This is a genomic window from Flavobacterium sp. FlaQc-52 (assembly GCF_044007495.1).
GTDB lineage: Bacteria > Bacteroidota > Bacteroidia > Flavobacteriales > Flavobacteriaceae > Flavobacterium > Flavobacterium cupriresistens.
This window is the reverse complement of the sequence record NZ_JBIPCV010000005.1, coordinates 85,561-108,678: the sequence shown is the minus strand read 5'-3', so window position 1 is coordinate 108,678 and position 23,118 is coordinate 85,561. Positions and strand designations below refer to the sequence as shown.

Below are 23,118 nucleotides of genomic sequence, written 5' to 3'. Positions count from 1 at the left end.
TCTTTTCTTACAAAACGAAGCGATAAATGCAAAAATGCCATTCAATAGCTACTATTGAATGGCATTGCCTTTTTTTGAAATAGATCTTTTGATTTACTTACTGCTCTCACCCAGCAGGGTCAGCTTTTCACTGAGTTCGATCAGGCCGGCTTTCTGGAGACATTCATCTGCCAGTACTTTTAATTCCTGTAGCGTTTCATCCGGAATACTTTTCAAAAGGATCGATGGTTTTTCAGTGTCTTTGTTTGATAAACCACGTTCAATAACATGGTTTAATAACAGTACATTCTTTCGTGAAATTTTCAAATCAATCTTCACTACCTCATTCATCCCGGGGATACTAAGTATAGTATCGAACACCTGGGCTACTTCATTTGTTGTTAGCATAATTTTCACTTTTTAAGTTACTACTCTAATTCCCAAAGATAGTAAGCCGGCATCAAAATATCATGGGCATAATATACCCATGTTAGGCGGGATTCATACAGCTTATCTAACTTCGTATTTGAAATGAAGTAGTACAGTTTAAAAAACAAAAAGGTATCGATAGTAGACCTATTAAAATAGGCAAGACATAAAGCAGGATCGTCATGTCTTTAGAATGTTATTTAGTAAAAAATACTATTTCAAAAGACAGTTCACTTTGACTGTATTCCGCTTGTTTTTTATTCCATGAGTCCCCTTAAAAACCTTCCTGAAAACAGTCAGGATTTTAGGGTTTCACAAGGGATTTATTTCTTGGAAAGAGCACGCTTTTTTGATGAGATTGTGCGGAGATGAATTGGCTTGGTTGCTTAGTAATTACAACAAGGGGGAATTATGCGCAGCGTGCACTTTCCTTGAATACGTCAACGTCGAACTGAACTATTTTTTAGTAAAGCTGTAACTATTTTTATTCCATTAGCGAAAATCTTGTGGAAGGGCTGAAATGATGGTGTAAATATAAAATTCTATAAAAAGAGTTTAAAAACCAAAACGTTACGTTTTGAACCTCCTAAAAATGCTAAAATGCCTAAAAACCATTTAAAGCAGCAGGAAGATTGCAACGTTCCTGCAATCGGCAAGATGTCCGGTTGTTAAACAACCGAATCTTGCTGCCCCATACTCCGGAGTCGTGGGCAGTGACACTGAAAAGGAAAAAGAGTTTGAAAATAATGAAAAGGAAAGATGATGAAAAAAGAAGATTCAAACAGGACACGCATAGTCGGGTTGCGGTTCACACCTGAAGAATATGCGAAAATTGAACGCAAATGGAAAGCGAGTACCTGCCAAAAGCTAAGCGAATATGTTCGCAGAATTCTATTTAATAAGGCCATAACAACTAATTATCGGAACCAGTCGGTCGATGAATTTATGGCAGAGATGATACGATTACGAGCCGAGCTGAATGCCATAGGAAGCAACTTCAATCAGGCTGTAAAAAAGCTTCACACCCTTTACCAAATTCCTGAGTTTAAAGAATGGATTATCAGTAGTGAACTGGAGCGAAAAATCCTCTTGAATAAGATTGAAGAGATCAAAAAAAACATCCAGAAAATTGCAGAGAAATGGTTGCTATCATAAAGACAGGACATTTCCTGCACAACATTTTCAACTACAATGAAAATAAGGTAAAACAAGAAGTTGCGCTATGCATTGGTGAAGGTAATTATCCCATTGATGCAGATAAAATGAGCCTTACGATGAAGCTAAACAGGTTACTGAAACAGACGGCGCTCAATGATAAAGTAAAACGAAATAGCGTTCATATTTCATTGAATTTTGATCCGTCAGAAAACCATTCAAAAGAAAAACTGATGGATATTGCCAACACCTATATGAATAAAATTGGCTTTGGAAACCAGCCTTATTTAGTCTATGAACATTACGATTCCGGACACCCTCACCTGCATATTGTTTCAATAAAAATAAGAGCCGATGGAAGCAGGATTGATATGCAAAATATCGGTAGAAACCAATCTGAAACCGCAAGAAAGCAAATTGAGGATTCTTTCGGACTTGTTAAAGCACAGGGACATAAAAATAATGAGGTTACCAAGCTTCGGCCTATTGTTTCAGCTAAGATCAAATACGGGCAAAGTGAATCTAAAAGGGCTATAAACAATGTACTGGAAGAGGTACTCTCTACTTACAAATATTCAAGTCTTGCACAACTCAATGCGATCTTACAACAGTATCGTGTTTTTGCAGATCGTGGCAGTGAAAATTCAAGGCTGTTTAAAACAAAAGGATTAGTATATCGGATACTCGATGAGAAAGGTAATCCCATTGGTGTACCCATAAAAGCCAGCTTGTTTTACAATAAGCCTACTCTGAAGTTTTTAGAAGAAAAATTTGTGGCAAATACTACTGTTAAAATCTCCGATAGGAATAAGATAAAAAATGCAATAGACAAAGCTTTATTAAGAACAAAAATATCAATGACAGAATTAATAACAGTATTGGAAAAAGAAGGAATCAATACTGTTTTTAGGGAAAACGCAGAAGGATTACTATATGGAATTACCTATGTGGACCACGCAACAAAATGCGTTTTTAATGGCAGTACACTTGGAAAAGAATATAGTGCTAAGGCGATACAGCAGCGTTGCTTATCTTCTGAAAAAGCCGAGCCTATGCAAATTTCCAATGTTGAAAAAACAGATCAAACAATATCTCAAACAACCAATCCTATTAGTGCTAAAATTCCTTTTAACGGCGCAACAGAAAATAGTAAAACGGTTGCATCTAATACAAATACGGGACAGCTTCTCGAACAGCTAACCCAGTTCGAGCAAAACCCCAATTATATTCCAAACCAGCTAAAGGGAAAACGAAAAAAGAAAAAGAGAAAAGGACAATCTGATAATCAATAAAATTTGAAACCATGGCAATGCAGACAGGAGAAAACGAACAGGCACTGAGAAAGATCTTAGATATGACAAGACTTATCAGCATCATTATCTTAAGTATTCACTTTTATTACTATTGTTATGCTGCTTTTAAAGAGTGGCATCTTGTAAGTGCTTTTAGTGATAAAATTTTAGGCAACATTTACAACACCGGATTATTCAGCAATTTTCATAAGTCCAAAGGATTTGCCCTGGGATTTTTGATTATTTCACTCCTTGGTGCTAAAGGCCGCAAGGATGAAAAGCTCCAGCACAAAACGGCTTTTGCCTATATAATCACAGGTCTTTTGATCTACTTTATAAGTTACCTTACGATGGTATTGAAAATAGAAATTGTGTTCGCTGCAGCTCTTTATATTGGCATGACTATACTTGGATTTCTATTAATGCTTTCAGGAGGTACGCTCCTATCGCGTATCATAAAGAACAGATTAAATCAAAAGGATATTTTCAATAAAGAAAACGAAACATTCCCCCAGGAGGAACGGCTCTTGGAAAACGAGTATTCTATTAATCTACCGGCCCGTTATCATCTAAAAGATAAGGTGCGTAGCAGTTGGATAAATATTATCAATCCCTTCAGGGCATTAATGGTTTTAGGAACTCCCGGTTCGGGTAAATCGTATTTTGTAATCAGGCATGTGATCACCCAGCACATCAAAAAAGGGTTTAGCCTATTTGTCTATGATTTTAAATACGACGACCTCTCCAAAATAGTCTATAATACCTTTGAAAAATACAAATCCGTTTATAAAGTAATGCCAAAATGTTACTTTATCAATTTTGATAACATCATGCATCGTTGTAACCCATTAGACCCTCAGAGTATGGAAGATATTACGGATGCTTCAGAGTCTGCCCGGACTATTTTAATGGGACTTAACAGAGAATGGATCAAACGGCAAGGCGACTTTTTTGTAGAGTCTCCCATTAATTTTTTATCTGGTATTATCTGGTATTTAAGACGATACAAAGACGGGGAATTCTGTACCCTGCCTCATGTTATTGAACTCATGCAGGTCGATTATGATAGCCTCTTTACCTTACTCAGAACAGAAAAAGAAATCGAGGTGCTCATTAACCCCTTTGTGAATGCCTATCTTAATGATGTTATGGAGCAGTTAGAGGGACAAATTGCTTCTGCAAAAGTAGCAATGGCAAGGCTCTCCTCTCCCCAGCTCTACTATGTGCTTTCAGGAAATGATTTTACACTGGATATTAATAATCCTGAGGAACCAAAGATTGTATGCGTGGGCAACAACCCTCAAAAAATACAAATTTATGGAGCCGTATTATCTCTTTATGTAAACCGTCTGGTAAAGTTGGTCAATAAAAAAGGGAAAATGAAATCGAGCCTCATTTTTGATGAATTCCCTACTATTTACCTCAACAATATGGATAGTCTGATTGCCACGGCACGAAGCAATAAAGTAGCAACTTGTTTAGGCATCCAGGACTTTAGCCAGTTGCGTAAAGACTATGGACGCGAACAGGCTGATGTTATTATGAACATCACTGGAAATATAATTAGCGGACAAGTTACAGGAGACACTTCTAAGCAACTATCGGAGCGGTTCGGCAAGATTATGCAGGACAGGGAAAGTCTGTCTATTAATAGCGGTGATACGTCAATCAGCAGGTCCAAACAATTGGAGTCGGCTGTCCCTCCTTCGAAAATTTCAGGGCTAAGTTCCGGTGAATTTGTGGGAATGGTCGCCGATGATCCCGATTGTAAAATTGAACTCAAAACATTCCATTGCGAAATTGTAAATGACCATGAGGCTATTAAAAAGGAAGAGGAAAATTATATAGAGATACCTGCGGTACGCAAACTTGATAATGCAATGATTCAACGCAATTACTTACAGATAAAACAGGATGTTCAGGATATAATCCATTCTGAAATGGAGCACCTTCTGGGTAATCCTGCCCTCTCCCATTTGGTGATACGCAAATAAAAAACCTGTATATTTTTTATCATAGCAGATAAAAGAGCAAAAAACAGGTATTTCCACCTAGAATTACTTGAGAAAAAGCAGCTAATTTTATAGTGTTTTGGTTTATACCGAAATTAATATCACCCAGACTATTACCTCTAAGCAAAAAATATTCTTGTAAGTACCCGCCTACCTACAATTCCGTAGCAAAAGTCAGCAGTCATGGGTTTATGAAACTTCTGTCAGGATCACTGTTTTTTTTCTATTTCTTATTAATATTTCGATACTCTGTTTATTGAATTGATACGTCAATCAAATAAATGAAAAACATATAAATTAATAAAATGAAATTATGAGTCAAACCTTTCAACTTTATCTAACTGCTGATCCCATATTACAGCAGGAATGTATTACCACCCTCAATGCAAAATTTCAAACAGATGTTGAACCTTGGTACTCTGATCCCAAGGGCAATTTTAAATATTTTTTCAGGCTGAAAACAAGTGATAATAAAAACAAATGGCGAATAGCCAAAGAAATAAAAGATGCACATAAAGGGGTAATAGAAGTAGATCCCGTAATATTCCTTACCGGCCAAACCGGAGCTTATGAAAGTGATGAAGATTATCCTGAACCAGGAAATGTCAAATGGAATCATAGTATAACTAAATTTCCAGAAGCCATTCAAAAAAGCGTTAGTGATGGGAAACTGGATATAAATACGGGGACAGTCACCCGTATCGCACATTTTGATACCGGTATAACAAAGCACCCTGAACTGCCAGATTTCAAAGAAAGAGGATATAATTTTGTTGAAGAAAATGACGATATAACTGATATGATGAACGATGGTCTTTTCAAGCATCCTGGGCATGGAACTGGCACAGCCAGTGTCATTGTCGGGTTGCAGCAAACAGAAAACAATGATTTTAACAATGGTGTATTCCCTTATACTAGTCTTATACCGTATAGAATTGCAAAATCAGTAGTTCATTTTGTCAATTCAAATATTGACGAGGCCATTCTGCATGCAGTAAAAAAAGGGGTTGATGTCATTACTATGAGCATGGGAGGTGCGCCTCCAAGGAGAAGCTGGAAGGAAGCCGTAAAATTTGCTTATGATAACGGAGTGATTTTTTGCTGTGCAGCAGGGAACAATGTTCAATTTGTAGTTTGGCCTGCCGCCTATGATGAAGTTTTGGCTATTGCAGCCATTAATGTAAATAAAGAGCCATGGGAAGGCAGCTGCAGGGGAAATACAGTCGATGCTTCAGCTCCAGGAGAAAATGTCTATGTGGCAAGATCTAAAAAAGATAATACCGAAATGATTTTTGACCAAGGTTTTGGCAGCGGAACCTCTTTTGCCGTTCCTCATGTTGCGGCAGCAGCAGTCTTATGGCTGAACCACTTTAAGGACGAAATTGCGGAGGCCATAGAAAAGCCGAGTGATAAGGTGGATTTATTCAGGACAGCATTGAAATTGAGCGTACAACCACATAAAAATAATAATTATACTACCGAGTATGGACCTGGAATATTAGATGCGTACAAACTATTGGACTTTTCGCCAAAGATAATAAAACAGCAGTATCCGGATGAATATCAAAAAAGCAAAAGTATTTCCCGACAAGGAAGAGGTTTTGGGAATGCTGGTCAGGAATATAATCTAATCCAGAAAGAAATGCTGGATTTAATGGTAAACAAGGATCATGTCGATTACTCGTCTATGATAGAATTTATAAGAGAAGAAGCTACTCCTGATGCCAAAAATGCATTTGATAATCTTATGCCGCTCGCTCCCGCTCCCGCTCAGAATCAATCCTCGGAAGGTACAAGAGCTATGAAGGCTGAAGAATTAAATCATGCACGAGCACTTTTTGCTACGGAGATTATTGCAGGAAATTTCTAAAATATATTTTATGCTGACAGATCAAAATTTTATAGTATTCGTTGGAAATGCCGGAAGTTTCGGAAATGGTCAGGGATATACTTCTAAGCAACAAATAGATGATTTGGTGGATAATATTATAAATTCTGCCAAATCTTCAGTGAGCCTTCATTTCCATGGAGGACTGGTAGGCAGGGAAAGCGGTCTCGAAGGTGCAAGAAGTTTTGTCAACTACATGCAAAATACCGATTCATACCCAGTTTGTTTTATCTGGGAGACGGATTTTGTTACCACATTGAAACAAAGGCTGCTAACCATCAATAAATCTCCTTTTTTTAAAAAGATACTACTAAAAGCCCTTAAAAAATTTGCTGAACGCTACGTTCCTGCTATTAATTCAAGGGGTGGAAAGAATAATATTTCGGAACAGTGGTTACAGGAAGAAATGTCAAAGGAAATTCCTTTTTCCAGCTGGAACCCTGGAGGCGTCAGTTCGAGTCGAGGGCTCTTAAACGATAAGGAATTTGAAAGAGGAGAATGGAGCGTTATACAAGAAATTAAGGACGAATTAGAAAATGATCCGGACATTGAACTGGAACAACTGGTTAAAGAATATAACAAGACTGATGCTGGTTCACCCGGATCAAGAAGTATACTTTCACTGACATCAACAATTATAAGCATTGGAAGAATTATCTGGCGAAGCATAAAGCGTTTTCATTATGACCGCGACCACGGATTTTATCCAACAGTTGTTGAAGAGGTGCTGCGTGAATTTTACATCGGTGAAATAGGTGCTGAGTTTTGGGGTCTGATGAAGGATAAAGCTGTCGATATGTGGAATAAAACAGATGATGAAAAAAACGTAGCTTCTTATTTTATGAACAGTCTAATAAATAAAATGAACGGAGCTACAAATTTAAAAGTCAATCTGATTGGTCATAGTGCCGGATCAATAGCAGTTCTAGAGGGCTACAGATCTTTCTTCAATTGCAATCATTCAAACCTTATCAAAGAAATTATATTTATAGCGCCTGCCTGCCGTTTTGATCTGATGAAAGATGTGATGAAAGTGACTTCCCCATTACATGGAAGATGGAGCATTTTTGGGCTTTCAGACGAAAGGGAAAAATTAGACATTATGATTCCGATCCTTTACCCTCAATCTCTATTGTATTTTGTTTCAGGCTTATTTGAAACGGAAGAAGATGGAGATTCCGACGACGTGTATATTCTTGGAATGGAACGTTTTTGGAAAAAACATTCAGTTTTTGAAAATGATGCTTTAATTAAAGAAGTTAAGAATTTATTCTCATTCCAGCCCCATGGAACTGCATTTGCGGCAGCCTTAGGTGAAACTTTAGGGAGGAGAACTGATGGTCTCCGACATGGACAAATTGATGATGATGAGATAACAAAAGAAAGTATTCAATATTTAATATCAAATTAAGATGGGGTCATATGCATTTGTTGTAGGTGTTAATAATTATGTTCAGGACCCTGACGGCCTGCAGACACTCAATGGCGCCGTGAAAGATTCCAATGATTTTGTAAATTGGCTAAAAAGCCTAAACGATCCCTTGCCTGATGAGAATATATTCCACATCAAAAGTCTCAACAATAATGTTTTCCCAAAAAAAAATGATGCAGAAACTAAACTTATGGAGTTTATAAATGCTGTAGGGAATAATGTTATTAATGAGAAGCTTTATTTTTACTTTGCCGGACATGGTGTTGGGCATCCCGATGAAGTTGATCATAATCTTTTATGCTTTTCAGATTGGACTAAAAAGTGGAGTAACAATGCTTTTGCCTCAGTACCTGCAATTTCTTTTTTTCGCTATATGGGTGTGTTCAAAGAAATAATTTTTATTTTTGACTGCTGCAGGACTCGCTATTTCAGGGCTAGGCTTAGTGAATTTATCACACAAAACATTAGATGCGGAAATTTTAACGACGCATCTGTTTATATAGCATATTCAACTTCATATGATGACGAGGCCCACGAATATGACGCAATAGGCCAGAATGGCATATTGGAGAAAAGAGGTGTTTTTACAGAGGTCCTCCTAGAAGGACTTAAAGGTGCAGCAGCCAATGAAAATGGTGAGGTGGACAACAATACACTTTCTGCATATTTAATGAAAGAAGTAAATACTCTTGCTCAAAAGAAAGGCTTTTCCCAAAAACCGCAATGCTCCGTGATTTTAGGAAATGGTAACGACAGGATAGTATTCACTTCAATTCCTGTTGTTAAGACCCAAATAACATTCCATTTTGAGATACCCGATGAATATATTCTAAACGATTCAAAGGACAAAACCCTTGAGAGCATTGTTACGGTTGATCCAAATGCAGACTTTATCAGGCAACTTTCAAAAGGTTATTACACCTTAATTCGGAATTCAAATAAAGAGGAAAAGATTTTCAGAGTAACTGATTCCGATAACGCTATTACCTTTTAATCATGGAAAACATTAATATCACTTTCGGATGCCTTTCAGATTACAGATTTGCGCTTAAAGTAAAAATTTTTGACGGAACTGATAAAGAAATCAAAGATTTCAAAGCGGAAAAAGAGCAGACTATCCTCGTCAAACCTGGAATCTACACAATCAGGCTTGAACTCAATGGCATCATAAAAGATCACGTTGTCAGAGTACATAAAGAACAAAGATTTGCATTCAGAATTCCTCCAGTTGGCAAACAATGGGAAGATGCTGTTATCTTAAGCCTTCCTATGATATATTCATCAATCCCTTTTGATGATGAAAATTATGATACATATAAAAGCAGCCATGAATATTATAGTTCTTCTTGTATTGCGTGGAGCCAGAAATCAACATCCAAAAAAATGAGGGGTGAGCCAGTTAAAGAATCCTCCTCCTCCATTTTTATTTTTTTTAGATTTCCAAACCACGAACAATTTGAAATATTAAAGAATAAATGGTCACCTGCATTCCATAAATCTTTCCAGCTCTATGATGAACAATATGAATTAATTGAATCATTGGACAAACACACCAGTATAATAAATAAAGAAGTCGGATCTATTGCATTCAATTTGATAGTACAGCCGGGAACATATTATATCAAAATAGCACAAAACGGACCATCACAAATGATACCGGTTCAGGTTTTCGCTAATTGGCATTCTCAGATTTTTATGACTCTCGGCGAACAGCCGCTCTATGGTACACTGAGGATTATCCTATCCCCCGAAAGAAAATTTGATTCAAGAAATGTCGTCAACAAATACATTGATATCCTGGCAGATAAAATACAGAACAATGAAGTTGAATTATCTACCGAATTGATTCAGTATGTAGCAAACCATAAAACGGAATCACCGATGCTGGCATTATTATGTATTTACGCCTACATGAACGGAGAATCTGATGTGAATGATTCTGTTATCGAGAGAATGATTACCGTACTGAATGAACTTATTCTTCCTAACAATTCCAAATCCCCTGACATTATAGCAATTGAATTACTTGCGGAAAGGTATCTAGGTAAAAACGAGGTAAATAATAAGGAGCTTAGCGGCGTGCCAATGCTTCGATTAGGTGTACAGGCAATATCTGACGCAGCAATGCAATGGCCCCTTTTGATAGGCCACAAAGGAATGCTTGATTATGCAATTGAAGGTTTACAGCGTTCTTCTGTCTTTACGGTGTTTGAATGGGATGAAAATAATGTCCTGAATTTTTTTGATAACAATTTCGAGATTTTAACAGACACGCTCACAGGTATGGTCATAAAAGCAAAAGGATTCCTTCAGAAAAAAAACATCACTGCAGATCAAATACTTGAAGCCTCTGCTATTTTCCTAAAAAATATAGAAGATAATGATACCCTCAATAATTCAGAAAACAAATTATATCATAAATTTTACTCTGCAATTAAAAAGATAATTTCGTTCAGAAGATCAGTACAGCCAATCAAAGATCTACCAGAGTCAAAACCAAATATTAATTTAGATCTGAATATTCAAAAAAATGCTGAGAACATCAAGAATAATAATCAAAGTACAACAACAGCTATGTATGTCGCGGATATGGTCATTGAAAATCCCGATATGAGTATTGAGCAGATTTCAAAGGATCTTAATATCCCAGAGCCTACAATAGCACGCGTATTGTCAAAAAACGAAATCAACAGGGATGCAACTTTATGACTTGGCAGATAGGAATTCTATCGTCTATTATCCCATATCTAATCTCTCACGTTAATAAACTTTCGGTATAGGCAACGCTTTTGTCCAAACTTAGGAAATGTATCAAATTCTACAGAAGATTTAAAAACAACATCACATACTTTGTTAATAAACAGCAACTTTGTTTTCTAGGTTTTACAGCTAATATTAAGAACATCATATATCAAAATCCGCAAAAGATATACTTCCAAATATCAATCTCACTTTCAGTGAAGTTGAGGTAGGTTTTACAAGCAGGTGATTCTTTTACTTCTTAAATGAGATGGTAACCCACTCTGGACCATTTTCCACCTCCACCGCCATCCAACCTTTAAGACCAACACTCTTTTGCACAAGTTTTGAAAAGTCAAGAGGGGAGCCTAAAGCATTTTCAAGGCGCATTTTCTTTTTGGTAAAACTGATCGTAATATTGCTTAGTATATCCTCCACATTATAACCGTCCCGCATGTAAAGTTTGATAGGATCAATAGTGTCCGTAATCCCAAAAAGGTATAAAAGGGGGAAATTTTTTACTGAAATTTCATTAAATGAAGGCTGTACCAGATATCCCAGGCCGCTGGCTGTATAGGATGGAACATTCTCATGTCCTGAAGGAAGTGTCCACATATTGTGACACGCCACGGCTGCAGCAGCTTGCGCATACCTTTTTTCCAAAGAGTGATGCCAACTTAATTCCTGATTGGGCCGTCTGGATTTCTCACGACGGATTTTTACTAACCTGTCATAAAGATAAATACCTGCCAAAATCCCATGATCAACTTTTCCGTTCAGGCTACGATGACTGAAGTAATGCGATATCAGGTTATAAAGTTCTACGTCTGTTCCGGCGGGAGCCTGCCTTAATATGTCATGATCGATCGAATAGTATGCTTTTAAACCGTCCAGATCACGTAGCATAGGAAAATCACCTGAATTATCCTCAATCTTCATAGCAAAGTCATGGAATAATATTGATATGAACCAAAGGAATGGAAACAGCGGGTAGTTAAGTTTCGATTTCTTGGCATTCAGAAGATGGGTTTTGAGTATGGTATTCTCCCTGATGAGCAGTCCGAGAAAAAAAACCGAATTGGTATGGAAAGACCTTTCATCATACAGCATGTTGTCCCCAAACTGCTGTAGCATCTCTTCTTTTCCCGAAAGGCGGTAATACCTCCTTATGAAATCCTGATGGGTGTGGATTGAATTCAGGTCTGCTGCAAATGGGCCTCTCAGATGGCCAGGCTGTCTAAAAGCATCATAATAATCCCATACGGAATTATCAAGATTTCTGTAAGCGTCTAGTAGGGTTGCCATATCTTATTAAAAAGTCTGTCAATAATTTCTTTTATTCAGCTATCGTACTGACTATGAAAAGCTAAATTAAGTCTTTTTGTGCAATAATACTGGATCTATTTTATATGTAGAATTTATGTAAAGTTTTCATTCGAAACGGACTAAAAGGGCAGCCAAGATAGTGCCCGCCGTATGCTGCATGCGCATAATGGCTGCGCCACCCTTCGGGACTTATAGCACTCCGCATCCTCATTACCGGTCACTTGATTCTTGCTTTCTTTTTTTCCGTTTTTTCTTTTGAAAACATTGTATGCGGAGACTGGGGAAGAAATCAAAACAGTAGTAATCATTAAAATTTTACATCATGGAAATTACAGGACGATTAACGGCAGATGCACAAGTACACAAAGTAAGCAACGACAAACAGGTGGTTAATTTTAGCATTGCCATCAATGACAATTACAAGGCAAAAGGCAGTACACAAATAACCGAAGTAGTAACTTATATCAATTGCTCCTATTGGTTAAATGTAACAACAGCACAGTGGCTTAAAAAAGGGGCTTTAGTACAACTCTTTGGACGTGTTGGGCTGAATGTCTACAGCAACAGCGAAGGCAAACCCTTGGGTAGCTTAACCTTTCATACCAACAATATCAAAATTTTGGCTTTTGCCAAAACAGAGACAACTACAAAACCCATTAAGGAAGTAAAACAGGAGGTAACAGACGATTTGCCTTTTTAATCAATTCAAACAATAACATTTAAAAATTCAATATCATGGCACATACTATTTATTACAACGAGCAAGAAAAAAAACACAGTTTTTTCAGCGTTAAAGAGAAAGCATGGCACAATTTAGGACAGATAATTTCTGACTATCCAACAAGCAAAGAAGCAATTATCCACGCAGGTTTGGACTACGAAATCGAAAAAAGAAAACTTTTTACCTCTGGTAAAAATGCAATCAGTCCTGAAAGTGAAACCTTTGACAATACAATCGAAGTTCCGAATTACTTTAGTACCGTACGTACCGACAACGATACTGTTTTGGGTGTAGTGGGTAAAGATTATCAAATTGTACAAAACAGGGATGCCTTTTCTTTTTTTGACAGTATTGTTGGTGGTGACGGTATTCTTTACGAAACCGCAGGGGCACTCGGTAAGGGCGAACGTATATTTATAACCGCCAAACTACCCGATTATATCAGGGTTGGCAATAACGACCTTATCGAAAAGTACTTGTTCCTTACCACCTCACACGATGGAAGCGGAAGCATAACCGCCGCTTTTACGCCCATACGAATTGTATGTGCCAATACCCTAAATGCGGCAATGCAAAACAAAACCAATACCGTACGCATTCGTCATACTTCTAATGCCAAACAGCGTTTGGAACAGGCACACAAAGTAATAGGCATATCCGATATGCTGTCGGTACAAATGGAAGCCATTTTCAACAATTGGGCAAAAGTCCGTATCACGGATAACGAAGTTAAAAAACTCATACAGTCTGCCCTTGTTCCCAACAAGGAGGTTTTAAAATCCATACAAGACGGTAAAGAAGAGGAACTTTCTACCTGTTTTACCAATATGGTAGAAAGTGCATTTGAATATGCTATGAGCGACCCGGCACAACTCATGGAAACCACCAAAGGAACAGTATTCGGGGCGTACAATGCCGTAACGGGTTACTTTCAGAATGTCCGAAATTATAAAGACGATGAAGCTAAGTTAACATCACTTTTAATGGGTGGTACAGGACAGTTACGCACACAAACTGCATTCAATTTGTGTATGGATTTCACAAGTAAAGGCGCAGGAGCATTAATCCTTAATTAATCAAAAAAAGGACAGGCAAAACCTGCCTGTCCTCTCTTTTAATTCACTTAAAACACAACAGTATGAATTTCTTTCAATCTCTAATCGCCTTGCAGGTTGCTGGCGATTGGAAAATAAACATAGTCAAAGAAACCCCCGACAGACTTATTGTATCGGTATTGTTTTTTAATGATGCTATAGGCGATGATGCCCGTAAAAAAGTACCTCCCATCCTACTCAAAGGCACAGCCGAGGAATTGGATGCAGGTTTTTTTGAAACCATAGCACAGCCTATAAAAGAAACGGCTCAACTTTTCGCTAGTATGGAGCAGTTTCTTAAAGAAAAAGAACAGGCAAAAATTGCCTCCCAAATGGAAAAGGACAATATCCTTAAGATGGGCAAAGAAAAAACAGAGTTGCAGAAAAACTATGAAGAAGCCATGAAAAAAGCCGATGAACTCGAAGCACTTGGCAAATTTAAAGAAGCGTGGATCAAAGTACCCCGTGCCGACCTTTATCCCGAACATAGGGAAACGATACACAAACGCAAAGCGGAACTCTCCGACAAATTCCCTGTTGACCTTTTTAACACCCCTAAAACCGAAGAACCATGTTAACAGCCAAATTATTAGAAAGGGTCTTTTCCTTTAAAGATAAGGAGCAGGAGATTAAACTCGCTGACCCCTCACCCACATTCAGCCCCGAAGCGGTATTGAACTTTTATGCACAGACCTATCCTATTTTAACCACCGCAACCATTGAGGGTCCTGTAATAAACGATGATGCGGTGCAATACAAATTTGTATTACAAATTGGAACAAAAGGATAAAATGATGAAAACGAAATCCATAACAGGCAGTATCAGACTGCCTAAAAATAAAAAGCAATGCAGACTATACAAACAGTTAGGCGATTGGGCAGAAAATTCCAACCGTCTGCCCGATGCGCAACAGCTAAAAAACAACAAGCCTGTTTCAGTTCCTTTGGAACTCCTGCCAATGATTTTTTAAAACGGCAGTTTCTCCCCTTATGCGAGATTGCCAAAAATGTACCAAACGCTAAACAGACCCAAAAGGATTTTTTTGGTTCGTTGTCTATCCTGTCAGGAGTATACGCATTGGAGCAGACAAAAACAGAACCCCAACCCTATCCGAATGACATCTTGTTGGCACAGCAGTACGCTCAAAAACAACTTAATAAATCAGGACAGGACATAGAAATCATCATACTACAGGACGAGGATGGGATAGTAAAACTGGCAACCAATCATAGTTACAATACTGGCACGACCTTGTATTACATTCCTGTGTTGCCTTTATACCGATTATTGCAGGACAAAAAACAAAAAAAGGCGGGCGAACTATTATTATCCGTATTTGCCTATCTCTACCATATCGTAGCAATACCTTATTACAGGGAGAACCATACCTATCTGTTCTATCACTACGAATGCATGGAAGAATGGATGATAGATGATTTGGAAAGTGAAGAAAATGATACTGCAAATTGCAATCTCACAGAATTTAATAAGGCAAACCACTATGGAGAAGTGATACTACGAAAAATATACAATCCCTATCATCTGAATGTATTTAAACAGCGTATTGAGAATTATAAGCAGAAATCTTCTTTTGATAAGGACTGTCTAAGCGTTGCGCAAAAAGCGTTTGACCTGTTTACTGATTACCCCGATACCAACATTTTTAGAAATACCATGAATCAGGATTTTGATAATGACCAGTACATAATAAGGGCAGAACAGTATATCTCTTTCATTGCGGATAACGATGGGGAATTATATGACAATATCGCCCGTGTTATCAATGATGAATTTAATGAATCCGGAGAAATGGAAGAGCCTTTCTTACAGCAGATTTATGATAGCCAAAGTAGTCCGTCAAAAGAAGGACTTAGTTTTGAATACCGAATTTTTCCTTTGATAAATGAATTGTGTACTCTTTTAAACACTATACCATGAAAGATATAACAGCAGCGTTCGGAACAGTATACAACCCTGTAAAAGCCTTAGTCATATATCAGAAAAATTCGTCTGATAAAAGTATTTATGTAGAAAGCTACGACATGGACAAAAATGGTTATCCTATCAATGCCCATCCACTAAGTTTAAAAGAAAGTACACAGCTTGCTAATGCCTTAGATACCTGTGAAGAACTCAAACGAAATTTTCTAAAGCCTTTGGGACTGCTTCCTAAAAAGGTGTTATACATAAATCCTGACCACGATGGGTATGCGCTTTGGTATACCCCTGCACAAAGGGTGGATTTGTTTTTTGTCGATAGCCTGGGGATTCCAAACGGCAAAGCATCCCTACCGCCTTTACTTTGGAAAGCATCTAAAAGTACGCTTTGGATTTACGCCTTAGAGGAAACTACCGATATCACAGAAGCTACTCCCCTATATCATGCCCCTTTTTTTAATCTGTACCCCGATGGCAGGGTTTGTATGGGGACGGTATCGGTCAATATAAAACCAGACTGTCTCTTGGAAGAATTTATTGACCTATGGGAACAGTATTTTTTTAACAGTTATTTCAGCCACTTGATTACCGAAAAAAGCCCCGTAAAAACAAACATCATACAACTATGGCAAAGTCTTGTGAATACACGAAAAAAGTTCCTCATCAAAGTCCTTGTCAAAAATGGTCTAACCCTTAAAAAACTACTATTATGAACACTTTAAAACCCATGCATTATACAGACAACTATCTCATAAATCCCACCAACCCCATAACGATAAACCTTATTGGCGCAGGGGGAACAGGAAGCAGGATGCTTACAGAACTCGCAAGAATGAACCACAGCCTTATCGCTTTAGGGCATACTGGTCTACAGGTTAATTTATATGACGATGATAGCATAACTACAGCCAATCAGGGGCGACAACTCTTTGCTGATGCTGAGGTAGGACTATACAAAGCGGTAGCACTCATTAATCGAACCAATCGCTTTTTTGGCACGAATTGGAAAGCCGTAACAGAAAAGTTCTCGATCGCTAATCTTAAATCCTTGCCCAATCGTGGAAAGGCAAACATTCATATCAGTTGTGTCGATACCGTATCGGCACGTTTTGACATTGCGCAGGTGTTAAAAGACTATGCAGAAAATAATAGCAGGGAACGCAATAAATCATTGTATTGGCTTGACATGGGCAACGCCCGAAATACAGGACAAGCACTATTGTCTACTATTGGAGAAATCAGACAACCCACTTCCAAACTATACAGGACAGTTGCAACTTTGCCAATGATAACACATGAATTTAAAGAACTCTTAGAAGCGCAGTCCGATAATAATGAACCGAGTTGTTCCCTTGCTGAAAGTTTGGAAAAACAGGATTTGTTTATCAATGCTACATTAGCCAGTATGGGTGCATCTTTACTATGGAAGCTGTTTCGTGAGGGTATGACAGAGTATAGGGGGTTCTTTTTAAATCTGAGTAATTTTAAATCAGAGCCTATATTGGCGGGCTGATGCCCGCCGCCCCGCAATTGCTCTTCCTGCGTCGGGACAATTGCGAGACGTTCTAAGCGGATGCGCCCACTTGTGCAGAACTTTGCCTTTTCGGCAGTTCACACAAGCGGGCGCTCTTTTTTATTACTGCTTTTAGTACTACAAAAAATTTAATAGTGAACAACCTAAGGCTATCCTTAACCACCGTTTATTAGTATCAGTTCAAATAGCACAATAAACTTAAGTGTTAATGAATTGAATAAATTTAAATCTTATTCTTAGATGCAACAAAACAATATATTTTATATCTTGCGAAATTGGTTTCTGAAACTCGTTTTTAACGATTATATTTTGTTAATTTGTGTATTAAAACAAAGCAATTATTTATGGTTGAAGCGATAACCAATAACACATATAATAAATTAACTTTTTCAGGCCACGATACGTTTCATTGTAGACAATTGTGGCTAAAAAAAGGCTATGATTTTGTGAAAAATGGAAATAAATTCACAGATAGTGAATCAGTGGTAATATTAGGTGTAGGTAAAAATATGGTATCTGCAATCTACTTTTGGATGAAAGCTTTTGGATTGATAGATAAAGAAGGTAATACAACTGATATAGCTGATTACATTTTTTCTGTTGACGGACAAGATCCTTATTTGGAAGATGAGGCAACTTTATGGTTATTACATTATCAATTAGTTGCTATAGGACACGCTTCAATTTACAATTTAATTTTTAATGATTTAAGAAAAGAAAAGATTGAGTTTACAAAAGATAACTTCTTGTCTTTTGCAGAAAGAAAAAACACCGAATTTGGATTTTCGCAGTTTAATAAAAAAACCGTTAGCACTGATTTCGACGTACTGACAAAGATGTATATCAGAACTACGGAACAAGTTAAGGATAAAGAAGATACCTTTTCTGGACTATTGACTGATTTAAATTTTATACAAGAAGAGAAGAGGAAAATAGAAGATGTTGGTGTTGTTGCTTTTTTTTCAATACCAAATGGGCATCGAAATTCTCTTCCTGAAGAGATTCTCTTATATACAATTTTAGATAGTGATAATTTCCAAAATTCAATCAGTTTAAACACTTTATTTCAAGAGAGAAATCAGGCAGGATCTGTTTTTGCTATCACTAAAAATGCTTTAATGGAAAAATTGGAATCTGTTTCCAAAAATCCGGCATTTAGAGATTATGGTATTACATTAAGTGATCATGCCGCTATCAAAGAATTACAATTTACATCAAAACCTAATAAGTTTGATGTTCTAAATCATTATTATGGCAGGTAAGTTCACTACATCGACCAATATTATCCGTGATACGGATAGGGAGTTAAAATATATCCCTACTCCAAATGCCATTCGCATTAGCAATCAAATAAGTAATGATTTTAAGCAAGGTATCAGATCTTTCAATATAATTGGATCATATGGAACTGGTAAGAGTTCTTTTCTTTGGGCGATAGAGCAAACACTAAAAGCAAAAAAATCTTATTTTGGATTAAATATGCTCTCCAATCCTAAACTAGAGTTTATTAAAGTTATAGGCGAATATAAGTCTCTTAGGGATTCATTAATTGATAGTCTCGGAATTAGCAATGAAAAGACTGTAACTGAAAACATTTTCTCAGAAATATATAATCGTTATTACGATTTAGGGAACAAAAATCCACTTCTATTCATTGTGATAGATGAGTTTGGGAAATTTTTAGAATATGCTTCTCAAAATGAACCAGAAAAAGAGCTTTATTTTATTCAACAATTAGCGGAGTTTGTTAATAATTCGGATAATAACATTGTGTTATTGACAACAGTGCATCAAAATTTTGATGCATATGCTATTCATTTAGAAACTTCTCAAAGACAAGAATGGACAAAAGTAAAAGGAAGATTCAAAGAAATTACTTTTAATGAACCAGTTGAACAATTATTGTTACTTGCTTCAGAATATATTGAAGAAAAACAATCAACTTTTAAAAAGGAAAAACAAATAAATGATTTGGTAGAAATATTGTCTTTATCAAAAGCATTTAATATAAATGAAGATTATATAAAAAGTATAGCTAAGAAATTATATCCACTGGATTCAATTTCAGCTTATGTACTAACATTGTCGTTGCAAAAATATGGTCAGAATGAACGCTCATTATTTTCTTTTTTAGAATCAACAGATCATACTGGATTATACCAGCACAGTATATTAAATGATAGTTTTTATTCGATTGCTGAAGTCTATGATTTTTTGATACATAACTATTTTTCTTTTCTAAATTCTAGGTACAATCCCGATTTTAGTGCGTGGAAATCCATTAGAACTTCTTTAGAAAAAGTTGAATCATTATTTGATAAAAACCTTTCGGATTATGAAAAGTTAATTAAAACAATAGGCTTACTGTCTATTTATGCACAAGCAGGTTCGTATATCAATCGCGACTTTTTAATAGAGTATTCTCAAAAGAGTCTAGGCTTAGAAAATACCGAAAAATTAATCGAGGATTTAGAGATTAAGAAAGTAATTCTTTATAGAAATTATAACAACAGATACATTCTTTTTGAAGGAACGGATTTAGATATCCCTACAGCTCTATACGAGGCTGGTAATAAGATTGATGATATTACAGACGTAGTAACTTTACTAAATAAAAATTATTCGTTAGCACCTGTACTTGCTAAAAGAGCAATGTTTGAAACTGGTACACCTCGTTTATTTGAATATAAAATATCTTCTCAGCCAATTTCAACAAAACCTGTTGGAGATGTTGACGGATTTATCAATTTAGTATTTAATGAGAAAAACATTTTAAGAGATATTCAAGAAGCTTCTTCTGCTAATCAAGAAGCAATACTGTATTGTTACTATTTGAAATCCAAAGAGATTAGGGATTTATTGTTTGAAATTGAAAAGACAAGAAAAGTAATAGAAGAAAACCCAGATGATAAAGTAGCCGTTACTGAACTTAAAAATATTATTCTACATCAACGTAACCTATTAAATCATAAAATACTAAATAGTCTTTTTGGGGATAATGCTTCCGTATTATGGGTCTTCAATGGAGACCTAAAAGAATTAAAATCCCAAAAAGAGTTTAATGTATTTCTTTCAGAAATTTGTCAGACAGTTTATAATAGAACACCATACTTTAATAATGAGTTGGTGAACAAGCATAAAATTTCTACATCAATTCATACTGCAAAAAGGAATTATTTTAAAGCTCTGGCAAATGAATGGGATGTTCCTCAATTAGGGTTTTCAACTGATAAATTTCCACCAGAGAAGACTATTTATCTATCTCTTTTAGAAAATAACGGCATCAAATTATGTGATGATGAATCATCCAATATAATTGAACCTCATAATGAGAATGGCTTTTATGATTTATGGTTGGCGTCAGTAGAATTTTTAAATAGCGCTAAACTTTCAAAAAGAAATGTTACTGAATTTATAGAAATTCTAAGTAATAAACCTTTTAAATTAAAACAAGGCTTCATAGATTTTTGGGTTCCTACTTTTCTTTTTATTAAGAGAGACGAGTACGCATTATTTAATGAAAATATTTATACTCCAGTAATTAATGAAGATATTTTAGAAAGGTTGGCTAAAATACCAGAAGACTTCGACGTGAAATCATTTGCTTTAGAAGGTGTAAAACTGGATATTTTTAATAGTTACCGCAAATTCCTAAATATTGATTTGAATCAAAACGGGAATGCACAAACATTCATCGAAACGATAAAACCATTTTTAGTTTTTTACAAAGGACTGCCTGATTACTCAAAACAAACAAAGCGTTTATCAAAGGAAAGTATCGCTATTCGGGAAGCCATTGCCAATTCAAAAGATCCGGAACAATCATTCTTTGAAGATTTTCCGACTGCTTTAGGGTGTTCTGTTTCTAAAATACAAAAAGATAGAGCCGAGTTACAGCATTTTATTGTCCAATTACAGGACTCTATTAGAGAAGTCCGTAATAGCTTTGATGAACTCATTAATCGCTTTGAAATTTTTCTGCAAGATAAATATTTTGATAAGCCATTAGTTTTTGAAGAATACAAAATTAAATTCCAAAGCAGGTATAAGAGCCTGCACCGTCATTTATTACTGAATAGTCAAAAATCTTTTGTGCAGAGAATAGATTCTCAAATTGAAGATAAAAAAGCATGGTTAAGTTCGCTAGCCCAATCTTTAATCGGTAGATCACTTGAAAAATTTAAAGATGAAGATGAATTGATGTTATACGACAAATTTGCAGAAATGATTCTCAGTTTAGATAGCTTAAACAGAATCTCAAAAAGTAAGTTTGATGAAGACAAAGAGATAGCACTAGATGTGCAGATAAATTCTTTTGGAGAAGAAATGGCAAATAAAGTTATACGCTTGCCGAAGAGTAAAAGTAAGCAAGTAGAGAAACTTGAAGGAGATATAAAGGCCCTTTTATCAAAAGATAAAAGTATAGACATAGCGGCAATCACTGCTGTTTTAAAAAATTTACTATAATGGGTAAAGTAAGACACGTGTTAGGGATATCTGGGGGCAAGGATAGTGCTGCTTTAGCTATTTATATGAAGCAGAATTATCCTGAATTAGATATTGAATATTATACATCAGATACAGGAAAAGAACTCCAAGATACTTATGATTTAATTGAGAATCTTGAAAATTTTCTAGGAAAAGAAATTATAAAACTACCTTCTCTTTCAGATGATACATTAAATCCTTTTGATCATTATATAAAGATGTATAACGGCTTCTTGCCAGGATCTATGTCAAGGTGGTGTACAAAAAAATTAAAATTAGAACCTTTCGAGAAATTTGTCGGTGATGATCTAGTGATTTCTTATGTTGGAATCAGAGGTGACGAAGACAGAGAAGGATACATATCTAAGAAGTCAAATATTCAGTCTATTTTTCCGTTCAGAAAAAATATCTTTAGTGAAGATGTTACAACTAAATTTCTATCAAACACTAATATTAATAATGTCTTAAAATATTATGAAGCATTAAATTTAGGAGAAAAAAGAGAGCGTATTTTTGAAGTTATTAATGAAGAGATTTCTATCAATTTCAGCCAAACCCAAAAATTGAATCGTCTTTTAGATTTAGGAATTGCAATATACAATCAAGCTGTATTTCAATTTTTACAGATAACGGACTACCCACTTTCAAAAGAAAGTGAATTTCCTCTGATTAATAATGAAGAGATATTAGTTAGGGATGATATTTTTAAAATTTTAGAAGAATCCGGTGTAGGTGTTCCAGCATATTATAAAGCCATTGAGTTTGAAGTAAATGGTAAAAAATCTACTTATGCCCGAAGTCGTTCAGGATGTTTCTTTTGTTTTTATCAGCAGAAAATAGAATGGATCTGGTTGTATGAGCAACATCCTGATTTGTTTTTAAAAGCAATGGAATACGAAAAAGAAGGTTACACTTGGATACAAGACGAATCTTTAGCAGAATTGGTTCAACCAGAGCGAATTGAAAAGATAAAAGAAGAATACATTAAACGTAAAGAACGAAAAAAATCAAAACAACAATCACCTTATCTTTTGGATATTTTGGATGATGCTGAAGGAGAAGGTTGTGCTAGTTGTTTTATATAAAGAAT

At 36.0% G+C, this 23,118-nt stretch carries 19 protein-coding genes; 17 read left to right on the top strand and 2 right to left on the bottom strand.

All coding sequences use genetic code 11. From position 1 onward, the window contains the following. Nucleotides 1-93: 93 nt before the first annotated feature. Complete coding sequence (locus tag ACHRV5_RS10925; protein WP_395426756.1) at nucleotides 94-387, bottom strand: hypothetical protein; 294 nt, start codon at nucleotides 385-387, stop codon at nucleotides 94-96. 780 nt (nucleotides 388-1,167) lie between these two features. On the opposite strand from ACHRV5_RS10925, the gene ACHRV5_RS10920 reads away from it, so the two are divergent. The 7 genes from ACHRV5_RS10920 to ACHRV5_RS10890 all read left to right on the top strand — a co-directional run bounded on the left by ACHRV5_RS10920 (nucleotide 1,168) and on the right by ACHRV5_RS10890 (nucleotide 10,896). Further along, nucleotides 1,168-1,563: a plasmid mobilization protein gene (locus ACHRV5_RS10920; protein ID WP_395426755.1), complete on the top strand. Its 396-nt coding sequence runs from the start codon at nucleotides 1,168-1,170 to the stop codon at nucleotides 1,561-1,563. After that, nucleotides 1,548-2,855 (top strand): relaxase/mobilization nuclease domain-containing protein, encoded by a 1,308-nt coding sequence (locus tag ACHRV5_RS10915; RefSeq protein ID WP_395426754.1) that lies wholly within the window; start codon nucleotides 1,548-1,550, stop codon nucleotides 2,853-2,855. The genes ACHRV5_RS10920 and ACHRV5_RS10915 overlap by 16 nt, the downstream gene beginning before the upstream one ends. 17 nt (nucleotides 2,856-2,872) lie before the next feature. Next, nucleotides 2,873-4,849: a conjugal transfer protein MobC gene (mobC, locus tag ACHRV5_RS10910; RefSeq protein WP_395426933.1), complete on the top strand. Its 1,977-nt coding sequence runs from the start codon at nucleotides 2,873-2,875 to the stop codon at nucleotides 4,847-4,849. Between the two features lie 331 nt (nucleotides 4,850-5,180). Beyond that, nucleotides 5,181-6,737 carry a S8 family serine peptidase gene (locus ACHRV5_RS10905; protein ID WP_395426753.1) on the top strand — a complete coding sequence of 519 codons (1,557 nt, stop codon included), beginning with the start codon at nucleotides 5,181-5,183 and terminating at the stop codon, nucleotides 6,735-6,737. Continuing rightward, entirely contained in the window at nucleotides 6,691-8,166 is a 1,476-nt protein-coding gene (locus ACHRV5_RS10900; protein ID WP_395426935.1) for a hypothetical protein, read from the top strand. The genes ACHRV5_RS10905 and ACHRV5_RS10900 overlap by 47 nt, the downstream gene beginning before the upstream one ends. Nucleotide 8,167: 1 nt before the next feature. Further along, nucleotides 8,168-9,181: a caspase domain-containing protein gene (locus ACHRV5_RS10895; RefSeq protein WP_395426752.1), complete on the top strand. Its 1,014-nt coding sequence runs from the start codon at nucleotides 8,168-8,170 to the stop codon at nucleotides 9,179-9,181. A gap of 2 nt (nucleotides 9,182-9,183) precedes the next feature. Further along, entirely contained in the window at nucleotides 9,184-10,896 is a 1,713-nt protein-coding gene (locus ACHRV5_RS10890; RefSeq protein WP_395426751.1) for a hypothetical protein, read from the top strand. 285 nt (nucleotides 10,897-11,181) lie between these two features. On the opposite strand, the gene ACHRV5_RS10885 is transcribed toward ACHRV5_RS10890, so the two are convergent. Beyond that, entirely contained in the window at nucleotides 11,182-12,231 is a 1,050-nt protein-coding gene (locus tag ACHRV5_RS10885; RefSeq protein WP_395426750.1) for a hypothetical protein, read from the bottom strand. A gap of 343 nt (nucleotides 12,232-12,574) precedes the next feature. Between ACHRV5_RS10885 and ACHRV5_RS10880 the strand changes: the two genes are divergently transcribed. From ACHRV5_RS10880 to ACHRV5_RS10835, 10 genes are all read left to right on the top strand, one after another. Then, nucleotides 12,575-12,952, top strand: a complete 378-nt coding sequence (locus ACHRV5_RS10880) for a single-stranded DNA-binding protein (RefSeq protein ID WP_395426749.1) — start codon at nucleotides 12,575-12,577, stop codon at nucleotides 12,950-12,952. Between the two features lie 35 nt (nucleotides 12,953-12,987). Then, on the top strand, nucleotides 12,988-14,049 hold the full coding sequence (locus tag ACHRV5_RS10875) for a DUF932 domain-containing protein (RefSeq protein ID WP_395426748.1): 1,062 nt from the start codon (nucleotides 12,988-12,990) through the stop codon (nucleotides 14,047-14,049). A 62-nt stretch (nucleotides 14,050-14,111) separates the two neighbouring features. Next, nucleotides 14,112-14,645, top strand: a complete 534-nt coding sequence (locus ACHRV5_RS10870; RefSeq protein WP_395426747.1) for a prtrc system protein e — start codon at nucleotides 14,112-14,114, stop codon at nucleotides 14,643-14,645. Continuing rightward, nucleotides 14,639-14,857, top strand: a complete 219-nt coding sequence (locus ACHRV5_RS10865) for a PRTRC system protein C (RefSeq protein WP_395426746.1) — start codon at nucleotides 14,639-14,641, stop codon at nucleotides 14,855-14,857. The genes ACHRV5_RS10870 and ACHRV5_RS10865 overlap by 7 nt, the downstream gene beginning before the upstream one ends. A gap of 57 nt (nucleotides 14,858-14,914) precedes the next feature. Then, nucleotides 14,915-16,006: a hypothetical protein gene (locus tag ACHRV5_RS10860; RefSeq protein ID WP_395426745.1), complete on the top strand. Its 1,092-nt coding sequence runs from the start codon at nucleotides 14,915-14,917 to the stop codon at nucleotides 16,004-16,006. After that, nucleotides 16,003-16,719: a PRTRC system protein B gene (locus tag ACHRV5_RS10855; protein ID WP_395426744.1), complete on the top strand. Its 717-nt coding sequence runs from the start codon at nucleotides 16,003-16,005 to the stop codon at nucleotides 16,717-16,719. The genes ACHRV5_RS10860 and ACHRV5_RS10855 overlap by 4 nt, the downstream gene beginning before the upstream one ends. Further along, the gene (locus ACHRV5_RS10850; RefSeq protein WP_395426743.1) at nucleotides 16,716-17,519 is read left to right on the top strand and encodes a PRTRC system ThiF family protein; all 804 of its coding nucleotides are present in this window, start codon (nucleotides 16,716-16,718) and stop codon (nucleotides 17,517-17,519) included. Before ACHRV5_RS10855 ends, ACHRV5_RS10850 begins: the two co-directional genes overlap by 4 nt. A gap of 365 nt (nucleotides 17,520-17,884) precedes the next feature. Continuing rightward, on the top strand, nucleotides 17,885-18,802 hold the full coding sequence (locus ACHRV5_RS10845) for a DUF4007 family protein (protein ID WP_395426742.1): 918 nt from the start codon (nucleotides 17,885-17,887) through the stop codon (nucleotides 18,800-18,802). Further along, nucleotides 18,792-22,007, top strand: a complete 3,216-nt coding sequence (locus ACHRV5_RS10840; RefSeq protein WP_395426741.1) for a hypothetical protein — start codon at nucleotides 18,792-18,794, stop codon at nucleotides 22,005-22,007. The genes ACHRV5_RS10845 and ACHRV5_RS10840 overlap by 11 nt, the downstream gene beginning before the upstream one ends. Then, nucleotides 22,007-23,113, top strand: coding sequence for a phosphoadenosine phosphosulfate reductase family protein (locus ACHRV5_RS10835; RefSeq protein ID WP_395426740.1), 1,107 nt, complete (start codon nucleotides 22,007-22,009; stop codon nucleotides 23,111-23,113). The genes ACHRV5_RS10840 and ACHRV5_RS10835 overlap by 1 nt, the downstream gene beginning before the upstream one ends. The last annotated feature ends 5 nt before the right edge of the window (nucleotides 23,114-23,118 follow it).